Below are 19,336 nucleotides of genomic sequence, written 5' to 3'. Positions count from 1 at the left end.
TTCTCTGCGGGACGAGGAAGTCATGCCTTATCGGCAAATCTTCAGTAGGAAAATATCACCCATTCACTATTAAAATAATTAAGACTCCATTCATTATAAAATCACCAGTTAATATTTCGCCATGGCAGACGAGGCCGGGCAGCCCATGATAGCAATTCTGGAATCCTCTCCTGTATTTAATCGGCCAAGCCGTTCAATTTCGCCGGCCTGCTGTGTTCACCGTTCCATTGCCCTTAAACTGCCTCGCCGCACGGCATAATAAGGTTAGCGCCGATCGCTTAAAAAGCCTTATCATTCTCACGCACCGGCATGCTCGTAGTGAAACTTCTCTGATGTTACTGGATAAAGTTATTTATCTTAATTTATTCAAAGGTAACATTATGTTTAATATTTACAGCACCAACTACGCATCAATGAGCACCGAAAAATCAGCAGATCTTTATGTTTTAAGGAAAAATGTCTTTAAAGACAGGCTGCAATGGGCCGTGAACTGTTCAGACGGCAAGGAGCTGGATGAGTTTGATAATGATAAGACAAACTATATATTTGGCGTAAAGGACAACATGATAGTTTGTGGTACCAGGATGATTGATATGAAACACAAGAATATGCTAAACAGCGCATTTTCCTCTTTCTTTCATGACATCGTCATTCCAGAAGGGAATTTCATCGAATCCACACGCTTTTTCGTCGATAAAGAAAGAACCCAATCACTGCTGGGTCGCCGGTTCCCTGTAACTCTGGCGCTGTTCTTGTCGCTGATCAACTATGCGCGGCAACACGGCTATGACGGCATACTGGCCGTCTCCAGCCATCCTATGTTGCATATCATCAAAAGCTCCGGCTGGAACGTCACGCTGCTGAAAACAGGCATATCGGAAAAGAACGAGCCCGTTCATTTGCTGTTGGGCCACGTTGATCGTCAGAGCCAGGAGGCATTAAAAAACAGAATATTCAAAAAGTTGAATACGCAAGACGAGCACATGCTAAACGCCTGGCCGTTGAGCGACGAACCTGCGTTCTAATCACCCCACCGGTTTAATCAGCTGAAGTTCCATCCCTAAACGGATAGCATGCCGGGCATTCGCCACCCCCAGCTTTTTGACAATGTTCCCCATATGAAACTTGATGGTGCAGGTTTTGATCCCCAGGATCATGCCCATTTCCTGGTAGGTTTTCCCTACGCTGGCCCAATAGAGGATCTCGTTTTCTCTCTCGGTAAAACGGGCGTTTTTTTCCTGGCGCGCGGTGTTTTTTTCGGACAGCGAAGTCAGCGTCAAATACATCTCATGGGTCGATGCCAGCAGCAACGAAATATCGCCTTTATGCTGATTCAGCATCTGCATGGTTTCCGCCTTGCGCTCGGCAGCGAGGGTAAAGGAAAGGGTCACTAGATTATTATTAAAATCATGCAACACGAAGGTATAGCCGTCGGCTACGCCGAATTCGCGTGCTTGCTCGAACAACTCAGAAAAGCGGAAGCCGGTACCGGCCATCAGATTCTCATCCCAGGCAAAAGGCGTCAGACGATTGAGCGCCGTAATGACTACCGGATCGGTATATTGTAGCCCTTGCTCTTTATATTGCTTTACCCATTCACCGGGATAATTGGTGACGCCAAAGATACATGACATATCTTTCTTGGATAACACCACGTAGGCCCAGATAAGCTCGCCGAAATCGCCTAATGCCGCTTCCAGATGCTTGCTGATAATGTGACTGATATTCTCTTCATATTCCATTAACTGCCTGCCCCGCTACCCAATACGCTGCTGGGTAGACTATACCAAAAAGGATCGACGCGCCGTAACCTTCACATTCTTCTACGGGCAGTCCGGCTGCGGCAGCCGGCAAGCTGCTTTGCCTGCGGCCGATGTGCAAGGTATATTAGCCGCACATCCATTGTGCCGGTCAGGAGTGAATGAGTGAGCATGTTCGCAGAAGAGCGCCAGGAAAAACTTCTCGCCATTCTCAAGGAGAAGCGCAAGCTCTCCGTAGGGGAAATGAGCTCGCGCTTTAACGTCTCCGGCGCCACCATCCGCACCGATCTGCGCATTCTGGAAGACGCCGGTATGCTGACGCGCACCCATGGCGGCGCCATTCTGCGCACCCGCGCCAGCTTTGAGGTCGGTTCCGATCAGCGTGAAGAGGTGAACCTCAACGCCAAGGAGCAGATCGGTCAACTGGCCGCCGGCCTGGTGGAAGACGGCGATATCATCGTGCTGGACACCGGCACCACCACCCTGCAGATCGCTCGCCATTTGCGCCAAAAGCGCAACCTGACCGTGGTTACCAACGATTTCATGATCGCCAAGAGTCTGGAGGACGTCGAGTCTATCCAAATCATCTTGCTGGGCGGCATCGTCAAAAAGGGCTATCACTGCGCAGTCGCCATCAACGGCCGTTCACTGCTGGATACGCTAAACATCGACAAGGCGTTTATGGGCACCAACGCGCTGTCGTTGAAACAGGGCGCCTGCGTGGCCGATATCATGCTGGCCGAAACCAAGCGCGCGATGGTGGAGCATGCCAATCAGGTGATCGTGGTGTGCGATCACTCCAAGCTGAGCAACACCTCGCTGGCACAGTTCGCCTCCCCTGCACAGATCGACACCCTGGTGCTGGATCGTCTGCCGGAAGACGCGCAGGCCTATCAGGATGCCGGCATCGCGCTGCTGAGCGTCGGCTGATCCCCCAACAAAAAAGGCGCGGCCCCGCGGCCACGCCTTTCTTCACTACCGTTCGCCCCGCTACTTGCGTTTGAGCAGCATATACACGCTGATCAGCAGGAACAGCATGCTCGGCAGCAGCGCGCCCAGCACCGGCGGCATGCTGTACACCAGACTCAGCGGGCCGAAAATCTGATCCAGCACGTAGAACAGGAAGCCGAAGCTGATGCCGGTCACCACGCGGATGCCCATCGGCACGCTGCGCAGCGGGCCGAAGATGAACGACAGCGCCATCAGCATCATCACCGCCACCGACAGCGGCGAGAAGATTTTGCTCCACATGTTGAGCTGGTAACGGCTGGCTTCCTGGCCACTCTGCTTCAGGTACTTCACATAGTTGTGCAGCCCGCTGATGGAGAGCGAATCCGGATCCAGCGCCACCACGCCCAGCTTGTCCGGGGTCAGGTTGGTTTTCCATTCGCCGGTCAGCGTCTGGGTGCCGGTCACCTGTTTCGGGTTGGTTAGATCCGAAGTATCCACCTGCGAAAGCTGCCACAGGCCGTTCTCGAAGCTGGCGGTAGCCGCATAGCGCACCGTTTCCAGGCGACGCTGATCGTTGAAGTGGTAGATGTTCACGCCGGAGAGTTCTTTGTCGCCGGAGACGCGCTCGATGTAGATGAAGTCGTTGCCGTCCTTCGCCCACAGCCCGCTCTTGGTGGAGAGCAGCGAGCCGCCGTACATCTGCTGGGCGCGGTAGTTGCGCGCCATCTGCTCGCCCTGCGGCGCCACCCACTCGCCGATCGCCATGGTCAGCAGCACCAGCGGAATGGCGGTTTTCATCACCGAGCCGGCGATCTGCAGGCGGGTGAAGCCGGAAGCCTGCATCACCACCAGTTCGCTGCGCGTCGCCAGTTGGCCCAGGCCGAGCAGCGCGCCGAGCAGCGCCGCCATCGGGAAGAAGATCTCGATGTCTTTCGGCACGCTCAGCAGGGTATACATGCCGGCGCTCAGCGCGGTGTATTCGCCCTGGCCGACCTTGCGCAGCTGATCGACGAACTTGATGATGCCGGACAGCGACACCAGCATGAACAGCGTCATGATGATGGTGTTGAAAATCGTTTTACCGATATACCGGTCTAATACGCCAAACATCAGGCCGCTCCTCTCAGGCGTGCGCGCAGCTTACGCATCGGCACGGTATCCCACAGGTTCAGCGCCAGCGCGATCGCGAAGTAAACGCCGTTAACCAGCCACAGCCACAGCATCGGATCCAGCTTGCCCTTGCCGGCGTTGGAGCGCAGCGAGGTCTGCAGCAGGAAGAAGATCAGATACAGCAGGATGGCCGGCAGCATGCTCAGCACGCGGCCCTGGCGCGGGTTCACCACGCTGAGCGGCACCACCAGCAGCGCCATCAGCGCCACCGACACCACCAGCGTCAGGCGCCAGTGGAACTCGGCGCGCGCGTCCGGATCGTCGGATTCCCACAGCGTCTGCATCGACATCTGTTCGGATTCGGTGTTGTCCGCCGCCACGGTGCGGTGGCCAATCACCGCCTTGTAGTCGGTGAAGTCGGTAATGCGGAAGTCGCGCAGCAGCGCGGTGCCTTCAAAACGCGTGCCCTTGTCGAGCGTCACCACCTGCGAGCCGTCTTTCTGCTGCACGATGTTGCCGTGCTCGGCCACCACCACCGACGGGCGTTGGTTGCCGTTCGGCCGCAGTTGCGCCAGGAACACGTCGTTAAAGGTGCTGCCCTTCACGTTGCCGATAAACAACACCGCGTTGCCGTCCTGCGAGGGTTTGAACTGCCCTTCCGCCAGCCCGGCGATGCTCGGGTTGGCCTTGGCTTCGTTCACCACCACGTCCTGATAGCGCGAGGCCCAGGGGCCGGCCCAAAACACGTTCACCGCCGCGACCGCAGAGGTGAACAGCGCCAGGATCATGGCGGCGATAATCAGGGTGCGTTTGCCCAGCCCGCAGGCGTGCATGACGGTGATTTCGCTCTCGGTATACAACCGCCCAAGCGTCATCAGCAAGCCGAGAAACAGGCTCAAAGGCAGGATGAGCTGCGCCATCTTCGGCACGCCCAGAGCGAGCAGAGAGAGTACTAAGTTTGTCGGGATATTGCCGTCCACCGCGTCGCCCAACACCCTGACCAGGTTCTGACAAAAGAAGATCAGAAGCAGGATGAACAGGATGGCGATTTGGCTCTTGAGCGTTTCCCGTACCAGATATCTTATGATGATCACGCTTATTACGCCTGTGAAAACTTGTCTTTTTGCAGGAAAATCGATAATTTCATCGCTAATCCGCCATTTATTCTCATCATATGGCAACCTTCACAGCTAAAATAGTATTACAACATCAAGCCGTTTGGGTGTCCTATAGGAACTTGCTTATAGTCGCCAAAACAGAGCAATTTACGCCGTTCAGGTTAACATAATCCGTTAACTCAAATGGCGGGAGATCGTTACGGAGTCGATTATTCTAGCCGTAGCGTCCGCCTTTGTCTTTAAGATTCAGGAGAGTGCATGGAGTTCAGTGTAAAAAGCGGTAGCCCGGAAAAACAGCGCAGTGCCTGTATTGTAGTCGGCGTTTTCGAACCGCGCCGCCTGTCCCCTATCGCAGAACAACTCGACAAAATCAGTGATGGTTATATCAGCGCATTACTGCGCCGTGGCGAACTGGAAGGCAAGGTCGGGCAGACGCTGCTACTGCACCATGTGCCCAACATTCTCTCCGAGCGCATCCTGCTGATCGGCTGCGGCAAAGAGCGCGAGCTCGATGAGCGCCAATACAAGCAGGTGATCCAGAAAACCATCAATACCCTCAACGACACCGGCTCAATGGAAGCGGTCTGCTTCCTGACCGAGCTGCACGTGAAAGGCCGCAACACCTACTGGAAAGTGCGTCAGGCGGTGGAAACCGCCAAAGAGACGCTCTACACCTTCGATCAGCTGAAAAGCAACAAGGTGGAGCCGCGTCGTCCGCTGCGCAAAATGGTGTTCAACGTGCCGACCCGCCGTGAGCTCACCAGCGGCGAGCGCGCCATCCAGCACGGCCTGGCGGTGGCTTCCGGCATCAAGGCGGCCAAAGATCTCGGCAACATGCCGCCGAACATCTGTAACGCCGGCTACCTGGCCTCGCAGGCCCGTCAGCTGGCGGACGCCTTCAGCACCAACATCACCACCCGCGTCATCGGCGAACAGCAGATGAAAGAGCTGGGCATGAACGCCTATCTGGCGGTCGGCGCCGGTTCGCAGAACGAATCATTGATGTCGGTGATGGAATATAAGGGCAACCCAAATCCGGACGCTAAGCCGATCGTGCTGGTAGGCAAAGGGCTGACCTTCGACTCCGGCGGCATCTCGATCAAACCGGCCGACGGCATGGACGAGATGAAATACGACATGTGCGGCGCGGCGACCGTGTACGGCGTGATGCGCGTGGTGGCGGAGCTGAACCTGCCGCTGAACGTGATCGGCGTGCTGGCCGGCTGTGAAAACATGCCGGGCGGCCGGGCGTATCGTCCGGGCGACGTGCTGACCACCATGTCCGGCCAGACCGTCGAGGTGCTCAACACCGACGCCGAAGGCCGCCTGGTGCTGTGCGATACCCTGACCTACGTCGAGCGCTTCGAGCCGGAGCTGGTGATCGACATCGCCACCCTGACCGGCGCCTGCGTGATCGCCCTGGGCCACCACATCACCGGCCTGATGTCGAACCACAACCCGCTGGCGCACGAGCTGCTGGGCGCTTCCGAGCAGGCCGGCGACCGCGCCTGGCGTTTGCCGATGGCCGACGAGTACTACGAGCAACTGGACTCCAACTTCGCCGACATGGCGAACATCGGTGGTCGCCCTGGCGGTGCCATCACCGCTGCCTGCTTCCTGTCGCGCTTCACCCGCAAGTACACCTGGGCGCACCTGGATATCGCCGGCACCGCCTGGCGCTCCGGTAAAGCCAAGGGCGCGACCGGCCGCCCGGTAGCGCTGCTGTCGCAGTTCTTACTGAACCGTGCAGGCCTGAACGGCGACGATTAAATACCCTTCATCTTTCAAGCCGCAGCGTTGTTGGCCGCATTCGTTCACCCCAGTCACTGACTTGATGTCAGCTCCTGGGGATGAACGAACTTGCCGCCTAGCTGCAACTTGAAATCTATTGGGTATATAATCCTCTCAGCAGCGAAGGGGTAGAGTTATCTGCTCCGTTCCCAAAAAGGGCGCAACCTACATGTTGTGCCCTGTTTTTTTATCGGCAGCGGTGGATCCTTAATGAAACAGGCGACGTTTTATTTGCTCGACAACGCGGAACCGTCAGGCGCGCTCAGCGCCCATGAGGCCGTGGCCTGCGCCGTTGCCGCCAACGGCTTCCGTTCCGGCAAGCGGGTGCTGATCGCCTGCGAGAGCCAGGAGCAGGCCCAGCGGCTGGACGAAGCGCTGTGGCAGCGCGAGCCGCATGAATTCGTGCCGCACAACCTGGCCGGCGAAGGGCCGCACTACGGCGCGCCGGTGGAACTGTGCTGGCCAGGCAAGCGCGGCAACGCCCCGCGCGATCTGCTGATCGCCCTGCTGCCGCAGTTTGCCGATTTTGCTACCGCTTTCCATGAAGTGGTAGACTTCGTTCCTTACGAAGACACTCTGAAACAGTTGGCGCGCGACCGTTACAAGGCCTATCGCAGCGTCGGCTTCCATTTGACCACGGCTACGCCGCCAACTCACTGAATACGATAAAGAATGGAAAAGACAAACAGTCAGCTCGATACCGCATACGACCCAAAACAGATCGAACAGAAGCTGTACGATCACTGGGAGAATCAGGGTTACTTCAAGCCGAACGGCGATACCAGCCAGGAAAGCTTCTGCATCATGATCCCGCCGCCGAACGTCACCGGCAGCCTGCACATGGGCCACGCGTTCCAGCAGACCATCATGGACACCATGATTCGCTATCAGCGCATGCAGGGTAAAAACACCCTGTGGCAGGCGGGCACCGACCACGCCGGCATCGCCACCCAGATGGTGGTGGAGCGCAAGATCGCCGCAGAAGAAGGCAAAACCCGCCACGACTACGGCCGTGACGCGTTCATCGACAAGATCTGGCAGTGGAAAGCGGAATCCGGCGGCACCATCACCCGCCAGATGCGCCGTCTGGGCAACTCCGTGGACTGGGAGCGCGAGCGCTTCACCATGGACGAAGGCCTGTCGAACGCGGTGCGCGAAGTGTTTGTCCGTCTGCACAAAGAAGATCTGATCTACCGCGGCAAGCGCCTGGTGAACTGGGATCCGAAGCTGCGCACCGCCATCTCCGATCTGGAAGTGGAAAACCGCGAATCCAAAGGTTCCATGTGGCACCTGCGCTACCCGCTGGCCGACGGCGCGAAAACCGCCGAGGGCAAAGACTACCTGGTGGTCGCCACCACCCGTCCGGAAACCGTGCTGGGCGATACCGGCGTGGCGGTCAACCCGGAAGATCCGCGCTATAAAGACCTGATCGGCAAAGAGATTATTCTGCCGCTGGTCGGCCGCCGCATCCGCATCGTCGGCGACGAACACGCCGATATGGAAAAAGGCACCGGCTGCGTGAAGATCACCCCGGCGCACGATTTCAACGACTACGAAGTCGGCAAACGCCACGGCCTGCCGATGATCAACATTCTGACCTTCGACGGCGACATCCGTCAGGAAGCGGAAGTGTTCAACACCCTGGGCGAAGTCTGCACCGACTACTGCAACGAGATCCCGGCCGAGTTCCGTGGCCTGGAGCGCTTCGCGGCGCGTAAAGCGGTGGTTGCCGCCTTCGAAAATCTGGGCCTGCTGGACGAGATCAAACCGCACGACCTGACGGTGCCTTACGGCGACCGCGGCGGCGTGGTGATCGAGCCGATGCTGACCGACCAATGGTACGTGCGCACCGCGCCGCTGGCCAAAGTGGCGGTGGAAGCGGTCGAACAGGGCCAAATCGAGTTCGTGCCGAAGCAGTACGAAAACATGTACTTCAGCTGGATGCGCGACATTCAGGACTGGTGCATCTCGCGTCAGCTGTGGTGGGGCCACCGCATCCCGGCCTGGTACGACGTGAACGGCAAAGTCTACGTGGGCCGCAGCGAAGAAGAAGTGCGCAGCGAGAACAACCTGGGCGCCGACGTGGTGCTGACCCAGGACGAAGACGTGCTGGACACCTGGTTCTCGTCCGGCCTGTGGACCTTCTCCACCCTGGGCTGGCCGGAGCAGACCGACGCGCTGAAAACCTTCCACCCGACCAGCGTGATGGTCAGCGGCTTCGACATCATCTTCTTCTGGATCGCGCGCATGATCATGCTGACCATGCACTTCATCAAGGATGAAAACGGCAAGCCGCAGGTGCCGTTCAAGACCGTCTACATGACCGGTCTTATCCGCGACGACGAAGGCCAGAAGATGTCCAAGTCGAAAGGCAACGTGATCGATCCGCTGGACATGGTCGACGGCATCTCGCTGGAAGATCTGCTGGAAAAACGCACCGGCAACATGATGCAGCCGCAGCTGGCGGAGAAGATCCGCAAGCGCACCGAGAAGCAGTTCCCGAACGGCATCGAGCCGCACGGCACCGACGCCCTGCGCTTCACCCTGGCGGCGCTGGCCTCGACCGGCCGCGACATCAACTGGGACATGAAGCGCCTGGAAGGCTACCGCAACTTCTGTAACAAGCTGTGGAACGCCAGCCGCTTCGTGCTGATGAACACCGAAGCGCACGACTGCGGCTTCAACGGCGGCGAGAAAGTGCTGTCGCTGGCGGATCGCTGGATCCTGGCCGAATTCAACCGCACGGTGAAAGCCTACCGCGAAGCGCTGGATACCTACCGCTTCGATCTGGCGGCCAACATCCTGTACGAATTCACCTGGAACCAGTTCTGCGACTGGTATCTGGAGCTGACCAAGCCTGTCGTGAGCAACGGCAGCGAAGCGGAACAGCGCGGCACCCGCCACACGCTGATCACCGTGCTGGAAGCGCTGCTGCGCCTGGCGCACCCGATCATTCCGTTCATCACCGAAACCATCTGGCAGCGCGTGAAGCCGCTGACCGGCACGACCGCAGACACCATCATGCTGCAGCCGTTCCCGGCCTACGACGCCGCGCTGGAAGACGAGCAGGCGCTGAACGATCTGGAGTGGATCAAGCAAACCATCATCGCCGTGCGCAACATCCGCGCCGAGATGAACATCGCGCCAAGCAAAGCGCTCGACGTGCTGCTGCGCAACTGCAGCGCCGACGCCCAGCGCCGTGTGCAGGAGAACCAAAGCTTTATCGCCCGCCTGGCGCGCCTGGGATCCATCGCGCTGCTGCCGGCCGGTGAGAAAGGCCCGGTCTCCGTCACCAAGCTGGTGGACGGCGCCGAGCTGCTGATCCCGATGGCCGGTTTCATCGACAAGGACGCCGAGATCGCGCGTCTGGCCAAAGAGATGGGCAAGCTGGATGCGGAAATCGCTTCGATCGAAGGCAAGCTGGCGAACGAAGGCTTCGTGGCGCGCGCGCCGGAAGCAGTGGTCGCCAAAGAACGCGATCGTCTGGCGGCCTGCAAAGAAGGCAAAGTGAAGCTGCAGGAACAGCAGGCGACCATCGCCGCGCTGTAATCCACCGGCTCACGCCAACGCCTGAAAACAGCGGGGTCTTCCCCGCTGTTTTTTTATCGCCGTTGCATCCGGGCCGGGTTAGATGTTATTACAAGATATTACTGCTGCAGGGACGCCGCCGGGAAATAATCCCCGGCGCGTTTCGCGCTGCGATAAAAATGAAAAACGAACGTGGTCTCTTTCAATGGCGAGTGTAAACATGACAACAGCAACCCCGGCGCGCCTGCTGGTGCGCCCCATCACGGCGGAAGACAATCCCGCCATTGCTCACGTCATTCGCGAAGTCTCCGCCGAGCACGGCCTGACGGCGGATAAAGGCTATACCGTCTCCGATCCCAATCTGGACGCCCTGTATCAACTCTACAGCCTGCCGCGCAGCGCTTACTGGGTGATCGAGGTGGACGGCCAGGTCGCCGGCGGCGGCGGCATCGCGCCGCTGCAGGGTGGCGCAGACGATATTTGCGAATTGCAGAAGATGTATTTCCTGCCGGTGTTGCGCGGCAAGGGATTGGCGAAACGCCTGGCGCTGCAGGCGCTGGATTTCGCCCGCCAGCACGGCTTCCGCTGTTGTTACCTCGAGACCACCGCCAGCCTGACGCAGGCCGTTGCGCTGTACGAACATCTGGGCTTCGAACACATCGACCACGCGATGGGCGCCACCGGCCACGTCGATTGCGAAGTCACCATGCTGAAAACGCTGTAATCCTCCCCCGCCTCTTCATCAGGGCGCAGCTTGCTGCGCCTTTTTTATTAATATCGCAATCAATCAGTAAAACTCGCTATAACGCCGTTTTTCAAGCAGATAAACTGACGTTAAAAACCACGATGTAAATTTAATGTGAAGTTCGTTAATAAATTAACGATCGCAAATTGACCGCCTTTTCCCCCGCGTTACTCTGCCAGTATCTCAATCGCGCACGGAGAGCTGTCATGTCGGAAAATACCTTTGATTACATCATCGTCGGCGCCGGTTCCGCCGGCTGCGTACTGGCGGCGCAGCTGATCCGCCGCACCCAGGCGCGGGTGCTGCTGCTGGAAGCCGGCGGCGACGACAATAACCTGTTCATCAAGATGCCGGCCGGGGTGGCCAAGATCATCGCCAAAAAAAGCTGGCCCTATGAAACGGAGCCGGAACCGCACGCCAATAACCGCCGCATGCAGATCGCGCAGGGCAAGGTGCTGGGCGGCAGCAGTTCGGTGAACGGCATGATCTACCTGCGCGGCCAGCCGCAGGACTACGATGACTGGGCCGAGCGCTATGGCTGCGCCGGCTGGAGCTACCGCGAGGTGCTGCCCTATTTCAAACGCGCCGAGGCCAATGAAAGCCTGTCGGACGACTACCACGGCGCCGACGGGCTGCTGCCGGTCAGCGAGAACCGCTACCGCCATCCGCTGAGCATGGCGTTTATCCGCGCTGGCCAGGAGTTGAACCTGCCCTATCGCAACGACTTCAACGGCGACAGCCAGCACGGCGTCGGCTTTTACCAAACCACTACCCACAACGGCGAGCGCGCCAGCACCGCCCGCACCTACCTGAAGGCGGTGCGCGACGAACGGCGGCTGGTGGTGAAACTGAACGCCCTGGCGCACCGACTGACCTTCGAGGGCAACGTCGCCACCGGCGTGGTCTACAGCCAGAACGGCGGCGCGGAAGTGACCGCCCGCGCCACCAAAGAGGTGATCGTCAGCGCCGGCGCGGTCGGTTCGCCGAAGCTGCTGATGCTGTCCGGCATCGGCCCGCGCGACCACCTGCAGCAGTTGGGCATCGAGGTGCGGGCGGATCTACCGGTGGGCAAAAACTTCCACGACCACCTGCACATGTCGATCAACGTCAGCACCCGCGAGCCGATCAGCCTGTTCGGCGCCGATCGCGGCCTGCAGGCGCTGAGCCACGGCGCGCAGTGGCTGGCGTTTCGCAGCGGGGTACTCTCGTCCAACGTGCTGGAAGGCGCCGCCTTCACCGACAGCCAGGGCGACGGCCGGCCGGACGTGCAGATCCACTTCCTGCCGCTGCTGGACAGCTGGGACGACGTGCCCGGCGAGCCGCTGCCGAACATTCACGGCTTTACGCTCAAGGTCGGCTACCTGCAGCCGAAGGCGCGTGGCGAAGTGCTGCTGCGCAGCAGCAACCCACGCGATCCGGTCAAGCTGCACGCCAACTACCTCGGCCACCCGGACGATCTGGCCGGCAGCGTGCGCGCGGTGAAGTTCGGCCTGGATTTTCTGCAAACCGCGGCGCTGAAGCCGCTGATCAAAGATCTGCTGATGCCGCAGCCGGAGTGGACGCGCGATGAGGCGCAGCTGGAGGAGTTCGTGCGCAACTTCTGCAAGACGGTGTATCACCCGGTGGGCAGTTGCCGCATGGGGCCGTCGCCGCAGGACGCGGTGACCGATCCGCAGCTGCGCGTGCACGGTTTTGAACGGTTGCGGGTGATCGACGGCTCGGTGATGCCACAGCTCACCAGCGGCAACACCAATGCGCCGACCATCATGCTGGCGGAAAAGGCGGTGGATCTGTTGCTGGGCGCGCCGCAGTAAGGGCGCGCCTCAACCTCAGGCGGCAGCGGGCACGCCGCTGTGGAAGCGCAGTTCGCTGTCCGGCGACAGGATCAGTTCAGCTTCGAGGCGGCCGAAATGCGCCATCCGTTCGCTGATGTCGCCGCCGGCGATCTGCTCGGCCAATGTCAGGTAGTCCTGATAATGACGCGCTTCGGATCGCAGCAGCGAGACGTAAAAGCGGTTCAGCTCATCGTCTAGGTGCGGCGCCAGCTTGGCGAAGCGTTCGCAGGATCGCGCTTCGATGTAGGCGCCACAGATCAGTTTGTCGATCAACGTCGCCGGATCGTGGGTACGGATCTCGCGGATCATGCCCTTGGCGTAGCGGCTGGCGGTGATCTTGCGATACGGGATCCCGCGCGCCTGCATGATCTCCAGCACCTGCGAGAAGTGATGCAGCTCTTCCTTGATCAACAGCACCATGCGATCCGCCAGATCCTGGCCGTAGGCCGAGCCGTTTTTCGGCAGGATCTTGCGGGTGAACTGGCCCTGGCGGAACAGCGTGTCGGGCGCGCCCTGCGCTTCGTGCAGAAACGCCTCGTAGGGCCGCAGTAGCGCCAACAGCGCGTCGCCGCTCTCTTTGTCCGCCACGTAACGGCGGATCAGCCACATGCCGGTCTGCGCGGCTTTCAGCTCGCATACCAGGTGGTCGGTCAGCAATAGCTGCAGGTTTTCCGGACGGCGCGCGGCGTCGATCCAGGCGTCGGGGGTTTCACAGTGCAGGAAGCTTAAAATCGGGGCTAGCAGAGATTGGTATGTCATGGCGTTTATCAGGGGCCGGCGAGAACCGGCCCATGTGAATAAGCGGGGTTAATTAGTGGCGTTTGCCGTCGTCGTCTTCGTCGATGTAATCGCCGTCTTCGTCATCCTCACCGTCTTCACCGTTCGGATCTTCGAAGTAGGTGCCCCAGCCGTCGTAGTTGACGCCGCAGCGTTCCGCCAGCGCCACCAGCTGCTCGACCTGGGCGTCGATCAGTTCGGCGTTCAGGCCGACTTCGCTGATCACGTCGCAGCACATCACCAGCGAACCGTCTTCCACTTCCAGCTCTTCGGCGTCGGTCACTTCGTAGCCCAGCTTGAAGGCTTCAACGGCGGCCTGCTCCAGAACCTCAAATTTCTCGGCGGACAGATGGTGCTCGATGGTGTAGAGCGCGTCCGGATCGCTGCCGTCTTCCAGCAGCTCTTCGATGATCAGGCGGGTCTCTTCACGTTGTTCTTCCAGCAATTCGCGGTTTGCCATGCCTATATCCTCAAGTCAAATGGCCTTCATTCCTTCTATTTTCACACACCGCCGACATTGCTTCCACGATAAACGTGAAAGATTTCCTCGCCGGGGTTGAAATTGAATATTCATACATATAAAGTGAATTTTAATTCAATTACACAATCAGGGAATCGGACTATGAGCACCGGCAATGCGTTCTACCAACGTCACTTTCTGAGGTTAATGGATTTCACCCCCGCCGAACTGCAGGCGCTGCTGAAGCTGGCGGCCGATCTGAAACAGGCCAAAAAGCTGGGGCAGGAACAGCGCCGACTGCAGGGCAAAAACATTGCGCTCATCTTCGAAAAAGACTCGACCCGCACGCGATGCTCTTTCGAAGTTGCCGCATTCGATCAGGGCGCGCAGGTGACCTATCTCGGCCCAAGCGGCAGCCAGATCGGCCATAAAGAGTCGATGAAAGACACCGCCCGGGTGCTGGGCCGCCTGTACGACGGTATTCAGTACCGCGGCTACGGCCAGGCGCTGGTAGAAACCCTGGCGCAGCACGCCGGCGTGCCGGTGTGGAACGGCCTGACCGACGAGTTCCACCCCACCCAATTGCTGGCGGATCTGCTCACCGTGCAGGAACACCTGCCGGGCAAGGCGCTGAGCGAGGTGAAACTGGCGTACGTCGGCGACGCGCGCAACAACATGGGCAACACGCTGCTGGAAGCCGCCGCGCTGGCGGGCATGGATCTGCGGCTGGTGGCGCCGAAGGCCTGCTGGCCGCAGCCGGAGCTGGTGGCCGAGTGCCAGGCGCTGGCGCAACAAACCGGCGCGAAACTCACCCTGACCGAAGACATCGCCGAAGGGGTGCAAGACGCCGACTTCCTCTACACCGACGTGTGGGTGTCGATGGGCGAACCGAAAGAGACCTGGCAGGAGCGTATTGCGCTGCTGCGGCCGTATCAGGTCAACATGGCGATGCTGAAACTGACCGGCAACCCGAACGTGAAGTTCCTGCACTGCCTGCCGGCGTTCCACGACGACCAAACCACGCTCGGCAAGCAGATGGCGCAGCAGTACGATCTGCACGGCGGCATGGAAGTGACCGACGAGGTGTTCGAGTCGGCGCACAGCGTGGTGTTCGATCAGGCGGAAAACCGGCTGCATACCATCAAGGCGGTGCTGGTCGCCACGCTGAGCGAAACCCTCTGACAATCCTCCTCCACCGCCCTGGCGCCCCCGGCCAGGGCGGCTAATATATTCCAGGAATATCAAATAGCGCATTGACCTTTGCCCACCACCGGTAAAGGTTCTACCGTGACAGGCCGACGGCGCCCGCGCCGTAAAAACCAACGATAACAAACCGTTCTCAGCGCCGCTCTGCGGCGCCTTCAGGGGATATACACCGATGAAAGCCAAACTCTTGCCGCTGTTCCTGCTCGCCGCCCTGCCCGCCGCCGCGTTAGCCGCCACACCGCCGAATACGCTGGTGGTGGTGCAATCGCTGGATGACATCGTCAGCCTCGATCCGGCGGAAGCCAACGAACTCTCCAGCATCCAGACGGTGCCCAGCCTGTATCAGCGGCTGGTGCAGGCGGATCGCGACGATCCGGCCAAGGTGGCGCCGGTGCTGGCGGAAAGCTGGCAGAGCGATGCGGCGGCCAAAACGCTGACGGTGAAACTGCGGCCGCAGGCGGCGTTCGCCTCCGGCAACCCGCTGACCGCCGACGACGTGGTCTTCTCCTACAACCGCGCGGTCAAGATGAACAAATCGCCGGCGTTCATCCTCAACGTGCTCGGTTGGCAGCCGGACAACATCGACGCGCAGCTCAAGAAGATCGACGAACATACCGTGCAGCTGCGCTGGACGGCGGATGTCAGCCCGGCGGTGGCGCTGAATATCCTCTCGACGCCAATCGCCTCGATCGTCGACAGCAAAGCGGCGCTGGCCAACGTCAAAGACGGCGACTTCGGCAACGCCTGGCTGAAGATGCACTCCGCCGGCAGCGGCCCGTTCAAGATGCGCGTCTATCAGCCGCATCAGGCGATCGTGCTGGACGCCAATCCCACCACGCCGGGCGACAAGCCGCAGCTGAAAAACATCATCATTAAAAACGTGCCGGACCCGGCCACCCGCCGCCTGCTGGTCCAGCAGGGCGACGCCGATATCGCCCGCGAACTGGGCGCCGACCAGACCGACACGCTGAAGAACCTGCCGGGCGTCAAGGTGCTGGAGATCCCGTCCGCCGAGCAAAACTATCTGGTGTTCAACACCGGCAACGGCGCCAATCCGCTGCTGAACAACCCGGCCTTCTGGGAAGCGGCGCGCTACCTGGTGGATTATCAAGGCATCACGAAGGAGCTGCTGAAGGGACAATACTTCGTGCACCAGAGCTTCCTGCCGGTCGGGCTGCCGGGCGCGCTGGAGACCAACCCGTTCAGCTACGATCCGGCCAAGGCGAAAGCCATCCTGGCCAAGGCGGGGATTACCCACGCCGCCTTTACGCTGGACGTGGAGAACAAACCGCCGTTCATCACCATCGCGCAGGCGCTGCAGGGCAGCTTCGCCGCCGCCGGCGTGAAGATCGAGCTGCTGCCGGCCGCGGGCAGCCAGGTTTACTCCCGCGTGCGCGCCAGGCAGCATCAGGCGGCGATCCGCCTGTGGATCCCGGATTACTTCGACGCCCACTCCAACGCCAGCGCCTTCGCCTACAACGACGGCAAGAGCAGCACGGTGGCCGGGCTGAACGGCTGGCAGATCCCGCAGCTGAACCAGCAGACGCTGGCGGCGCTGGCCGAAGCCGATCCGGCCAAGCGCCGCGCGCTGTACACCGCCATGCAGCAGGAGCTGCAGCGCAGTTCGCCGTACGTGTTTATCGATCAGGCCAAAACCGAAGTGGTGCTGCGCGACAACGTCAAAGGCTATCAACAAGGGCTGAACGCCGACATGGTCTACTACGATCGCGTCAGCAAATAGCCAGCGGGCGGCCATCGCCGGCCAATCGATTGCGGGGCGGCAAAAAACGGCGTTTTAACGCTTGCAGTGGCGAAAAGCGCGAGTATAATGCGCCACAATTTGCCAGGAGAAAGCATGAAAAACGACGTTTGTTTTGTTAGCCGCAATCGACAAAACCGACTGCCTATCGGCGGCCAGCTGCCGTTGTTGCTCCTGTTGCTAAACCGATCGTTTCAAGCCCCTCATTGAGGGGCTTTTTTTTGCCTTGAGAATATCCCAAAGTCCCGCGCCACGGGCACGCGTCGAGGAGGAGTGAAAAATGGCCAACCCGCTGTATCACAAACACATCATCTCTATTAACGATCTCAGCCGCGAGGATCTGGAGCTGGTGCTGCGCACCGCCGCCGGTCTGAAAGCCAACCCGCAGCCGGAGCTGTTGAAACACAAGGTGATCGCCAGCTGCTTCTTTGAAGCCTCGACCCGTACCCGCCTGTCGTTCGAAACCTCGATGCACCGCCTCGGCGCCTCGGTGGTCGGTTTCGCCGACGGCAGCAACACCTCGCTCGGCAAGAAAGGCGAAACCCTGGCCGACACCATCTCGGTGATCAGCACCTACGTGGACGCCATCGTGATGCGCCACCCGCAGGAAGGCGCGGCGCGCATGGCTTCAGAGTTCTCCGGCAACGTGCCGGTGCTCAACGCCGGCGACGGCGCCAACCAGCACCCGACCCAAACCCTGCTGGATCTGTTCACCATCCAGGAAACCCAGGGCCGCCTGAGCAACCTCAGCATCGCCATGGTCGGCGATCTGAAGTACGGCCGCACCGTGCACTCGCTCACCCAGGCGCTGGCCAAGTTCGAAGGCAACCGCTTCTACTTCATCGCCCCAGACGCGCTGGCGATGCCAGCCTACATCCTGAAAATGCTGGAAGAGAAAGGCATCGAGTACAGCCTGCACGGCAGCATTGAAGAAGTGGTGCCGGAGCTGGATATTCTCTACATGACCCGGGTGCAGAAAGAGCGCCTCGATCCGTCCGAGTACGCCAACGTGAAGGCGCAGTTCGTGCTGCGCGCCGCGGATCTGGCCGGCGCGCGCGCCAACCTCAAGGTGCTGCACCCGCTGCCGCGCATCGACGAGATCGCCACCGACGTGGATAAAACGCCGCACGCTTACTACTTCCAGCAGGCGGGCAACGGCATCTTCGCCCGCCAGGCGCTGCTGGCGCTGGTGCTCAACGCTGATTTGGCTCTTTAAGGGGGAACCGCCATGACTCACGACAACAAACTGCAGGTCGAAGCGATCAAATGCGGCACGGTGATCGACCACATTCCGGCGCAGATCGGTTTCAAACTGCTGACGCTGTTCAAGCTGACCGCCACCGACCAGCGCATCACCATCGGCCTGAACCTGCCTTCCAACGAGCTGGGCCGCAAGGATCTGATCAAGATCGAGAACACCTTCCTGACCGAGCAGCAGGCCAACCAGCTGGCGATGTACGCGCCGAAGGCCACGGTGAACCGCATCGACAACTATGAAGTGGTGCGCAAGCTGACCCTTAGCCTGCCGGACCACATCGACGGGGTGCTGACCTGCCCGAACGGCAACTGCATCAGCCGCAGCGAGCCGGTGGCGTCGAGCTTCAGCGTCAAATCGCGCGGCGGCGAAGTGCACCTGAAGTGCCGCTACTGCGAAAAAGAGTTCGAGCACCAGGTGGTGCTGCAGGCCGACTAAGCCCGGTATGGGTGCCGGGAGATGGCGCTGTTATTCTCCCGGTGACGCCCTATAATGGGATTTCTGGATAGAACAATCCTCGTTTATCAGGAGAAAACATGTCACGTAACATCAGCACTGAACTCGCCCCGGCAGCCATTGGTCCTTACGTGCAGGGCGTTGATCTGGGCAGCATGATCATCACTTCCGGCCAGATCCCGGTCGATCCGAAAACCGGCGCCGTCGCCGACGACGTCGCCGCTCAGGCGCGCCAGTCGCTGGAAAACGTCAAAGCGATCGTCGAAGCCGCCGGCCTGAGCGTTGCCGACATCGTGAAAACCACCGTGTTCGTGAAAGACCTGAACGACTTCGCCACCGTCAACGCCGCGTACGAAGCCTTCTTCACCGAGCACAGCGCGCCGTTCCCGGCCCGTTCCTGCGTGGAAGTGGCGCGTCTGCCGAAAGACGTGAAGATCGAAATCGAAGCCATCGCCGTGCGTCGTTAATCGACGCGCACGCGAATGACGGTCAGCTTCGGCTGGCCGTTTTTATTTCTGCTCTGCCCCGACAGCCTGCCGTCCCTGCGCCTTCAGCGCTCACCGCCACCGCCATTTCGCCCTATAT

17 protein-coding genes are annotated in these 19,336 nt (G+C 59.9%); 12 read left to right on the top strand and 5 right to left on the bottom strand.

Annotation, left to right across the window (positions count from 1 at the left end):
• Positions 1-380 precede the first annotated feature (380 nt).
• Positions 381-1,025, top strand: coding sequence for an acyl-homoserine-lactone synthase (locus tag ACJ8IJ_RS15675; RefSeq protein WP_049187813.1), 645 nt, complete (start codon positions 381-383; stop codon positions 1,023-1,025).
• On the opposite strand, the gene ACJ8IJ_RS15670 is transcribed toward ACJ8IJ_RS15675, so the two are convergent.
• Complete coding sequence (locus tag ACJ8IJ_RS15670; RefSeq protein ID WP_160125705.1) at positions 1,026-1,742, bottom strand: helix-turn-helix transcriptional regulator; 717 nt, start codon at positions 1,740-1,742, stop codon at positions 1,026-1,028. It abuts the gene before it with no gap.
• A 189-nt stretch (positions 1,743-1,931) separates the two neighbouring features.
• Here ACJ8IJ_RS15670 and ACJ8IJ_RS15665 point away from each other — a divergent pair, with 189 nt between their 5' ends.
• Positions 1,932-2,690 (top strand): DeoR/GlpR family DNA-binding transcription regulator, encoded by a 759-nt coding sequence (locus ACJ8IJ_RS15665; RefSeq protein ID WP_049187792.1) that lies wholly within the window; start codon positions 1,932-1,934, stop codon positions 2,688-2,690.
• Between the two features lie 60 nt (positions 2,691-2,750).
• Here the strand turns inward: ACJ8IJ_RS15665 and lptG are convergent, their stop codons facing one another.
• On the bottom strand, positions 2,751-3,821 hold the full coding sequence (gene lptG, locus ACJ8IJ_RS15660; protein WP_004933350.1) for an LPS export ABC transporter permease LptG: 1,071 nt from the start codon (positions 3,819-3,821) through the stop codon (positions 2,751-2,753).
• Entirely contained in the window at positions 3,821-4,915 is a 1,095-nt protein-coding gene (gene lptF / locus ACJ8IJ_RS15655; RefSeq protein WP_004933351.1) for an LPS export ABC transporter permease LptF, read from the bottom strand. The genes lptG and lptF overlap by 1 nt, the downstream gene beginning before the upstream one ends.
• Before the next feature lie 282 nt (positions 4,916-5,197).
• Here lptF and pepA point away from each other — a divergent pair, with 282 nt between their 5' ends.
• From pepA to ACJ8IJ_RS15630, 5 genes are all read left to right on the top strand, one after another.
• Positions 5,198-6,709 carry a leucyl aminopeptidase gene (gene pepA, locus ACJ8IJ_RS15650; protein WP_004933352.1) on the top strand — a complete coding sequence of 504 codons (1,512 nt, stop codon included), beginning with the start codon at positions 5,198-5,200 and terminating at the stop codon, positions 6,707-6,709.
• Between the two features lie 231 nt (positions 6,710-6,940).
• On the top strand, positions 6,941-7,390 hold the full coding sequence (locus ACJ8IJ_RS15645) for a DNA polymerase III subunit chi (RefSeq protein WP_033631663.1): 450 nt from the start codon (positions 6,941-6,943) through the stop codon (positions 7,388-7,390).
• 12 nt (positions 7,391-7,402) lie between these two features.
• Positions 7,403-10,279: a valine--tRNA ligase gene (locus tag ACJ8IJ_RS15640; RefSeq protein WP_049187794.1), complete on the top strand. Its 2,877-nt coding sequence runs from the start codon at positions 7,403-7,405 to the stop codon at positions 10,277-10,279.
• Positions 10,280-10,478: 199 nt separating this feature from the next.
• Complete coding sequence (locus ACJ8IJ_RS15635; protein WP_004933360.1) at positions 10,479-10,982, top strand: GNAT family N-acetyltransferase; 504 nt, start codon at positions 10,479-10,481, stop codon at positions 10,980-10,982.
• A 227-nt stretch (positions 10,983-11,209) separates the two neighbouring features.
• Positions 11,210-12,817 carry a GMC family oxidoreductase gene (locus ACJ8IJ_RS15630; protein WP_049187796.1) on the top strand — a complete coding sequence of 536 codons (1,608 nt, stop codon included), beginning with the start codon at positions 11,210-11,212 and terminating at the stop codon, positions 12,815-12,817.
• 15 nt (positions 12,818-12,832) lie between these two features.
• Here the strand turns inward: ACJ8IJ_RS15630 and miaE are convergent, their stop codons facing one another.
• Together miaE and rraB are read right to left on the bottom strand one after the other, a co-directional pair.
• Positions 12,833-13,597, bottom strand: coding sequence for a tRNA isopentenyl-2-thiomethyl-A-37 hydroxylase MiaE (gene miaE, locus ACJ8IJ_RS15625; protein ID WP_442518778.1), 765 nt, complete (start codon positions 13,595-13,597; stop codon positions 12,833-12,835).
• Between the two features lie 52 nt (positions 13,598-13,649).
• Positions 13,650-14,075, bottom strand: a complete 426-nt coding sequence (gene rraB / locus ACJ8IJ_RS15620; RefSeq protein WP_004933365.1) for a ribonuclease E inhibitor RraB — start codon at positions 14,073-14,075, stop codon at positions 13,650-13,652.
• A gap of 162 nt (positions 14,076-14,237) precedes the next feature.
• On the opposite strand from rraB, the gene argF reads away from it, so the two are divergent.
• From argF to ridA, 5 genes are all read left to right on the top strand, one after another.
• Entirely contained in the window at positions 14,238-15,257 is a 1,020-nt protein-coding gene (gene argF, locus ACJ8IJ_RS15615) for an ornithine carbamoyltransferase (protein ID WP_004933372.1), read from the top strand.
• A gap of 196 nt (positions 15,258-15,453) precedes the next feature.
• Complete coding sequence (locus ACJ8IJ_RS15610; protein WP_442518777.1) at positions 15,454-17,022, top strand: ABC transporter substrate-binding protein; 1,569 nt, start codon at positions 15,454-15,456, stop codon at positions 17,020-17,022.
• Positions 17,023-17,320: 298 nt separating this feature from the next.
• Positions 17,321-18,256, top strand: a complete 936-nt coding sequence (pyrB, locus tag ACJ8IJ_RS15605) for an aspartate carbamoyltransferase (protein WP_004933375.1) — start codon at positions 17,321-17,323, stop codon at positions 18,254-18,256.
• Between the two features lie 12 nt (positions 18,257-18,268).
• Positions 18,269-18,733 carry an aspartate carbamoyltransferase regulatory subunit gene (pyrI, locus tag ACJ8IJ_RS15600; protein WP_004933377.1) on the top strand — a complete coding sequence of 155 codons (465 nt, stop codon included), beginning with the start codon at positions 18,269-18,271 and terminating at the stop codon, positions 18,731-18,733.
• Between the two features lie 98 nt (positions 18,734-18,831).
• A complete protein-coding gene (gene ridA, locus ACJ8IJ_RS15595; RefSeq protein ID WP_015376455.1) occupies positions 18,832-19,218 on the top strand; it encodes a 2-iminobutanoate/2-iminopropanoate deaminase in 387 nt (128 codons plus the stop codon).
• Positions 19,219-19,336: the final 118 nt, after the last annotated feature.

Origin of the sequence: Serratia sp. CY40230 (assembly GCF_052168835.1) — a bacterium.
In the GTDB taxonomy this organism is placed as follows: domain Bacteria; phylum Pseudomonadota; class Gammaproteobacteria; order Enterobacterales; family Enterobacteriaceae; genus Serratia; species Serratia nematodiphila.
Note: the sequence above shows the minus strand (reverse complement) of the source record. Positions and strands in the feature narration are given on the sequence as shown.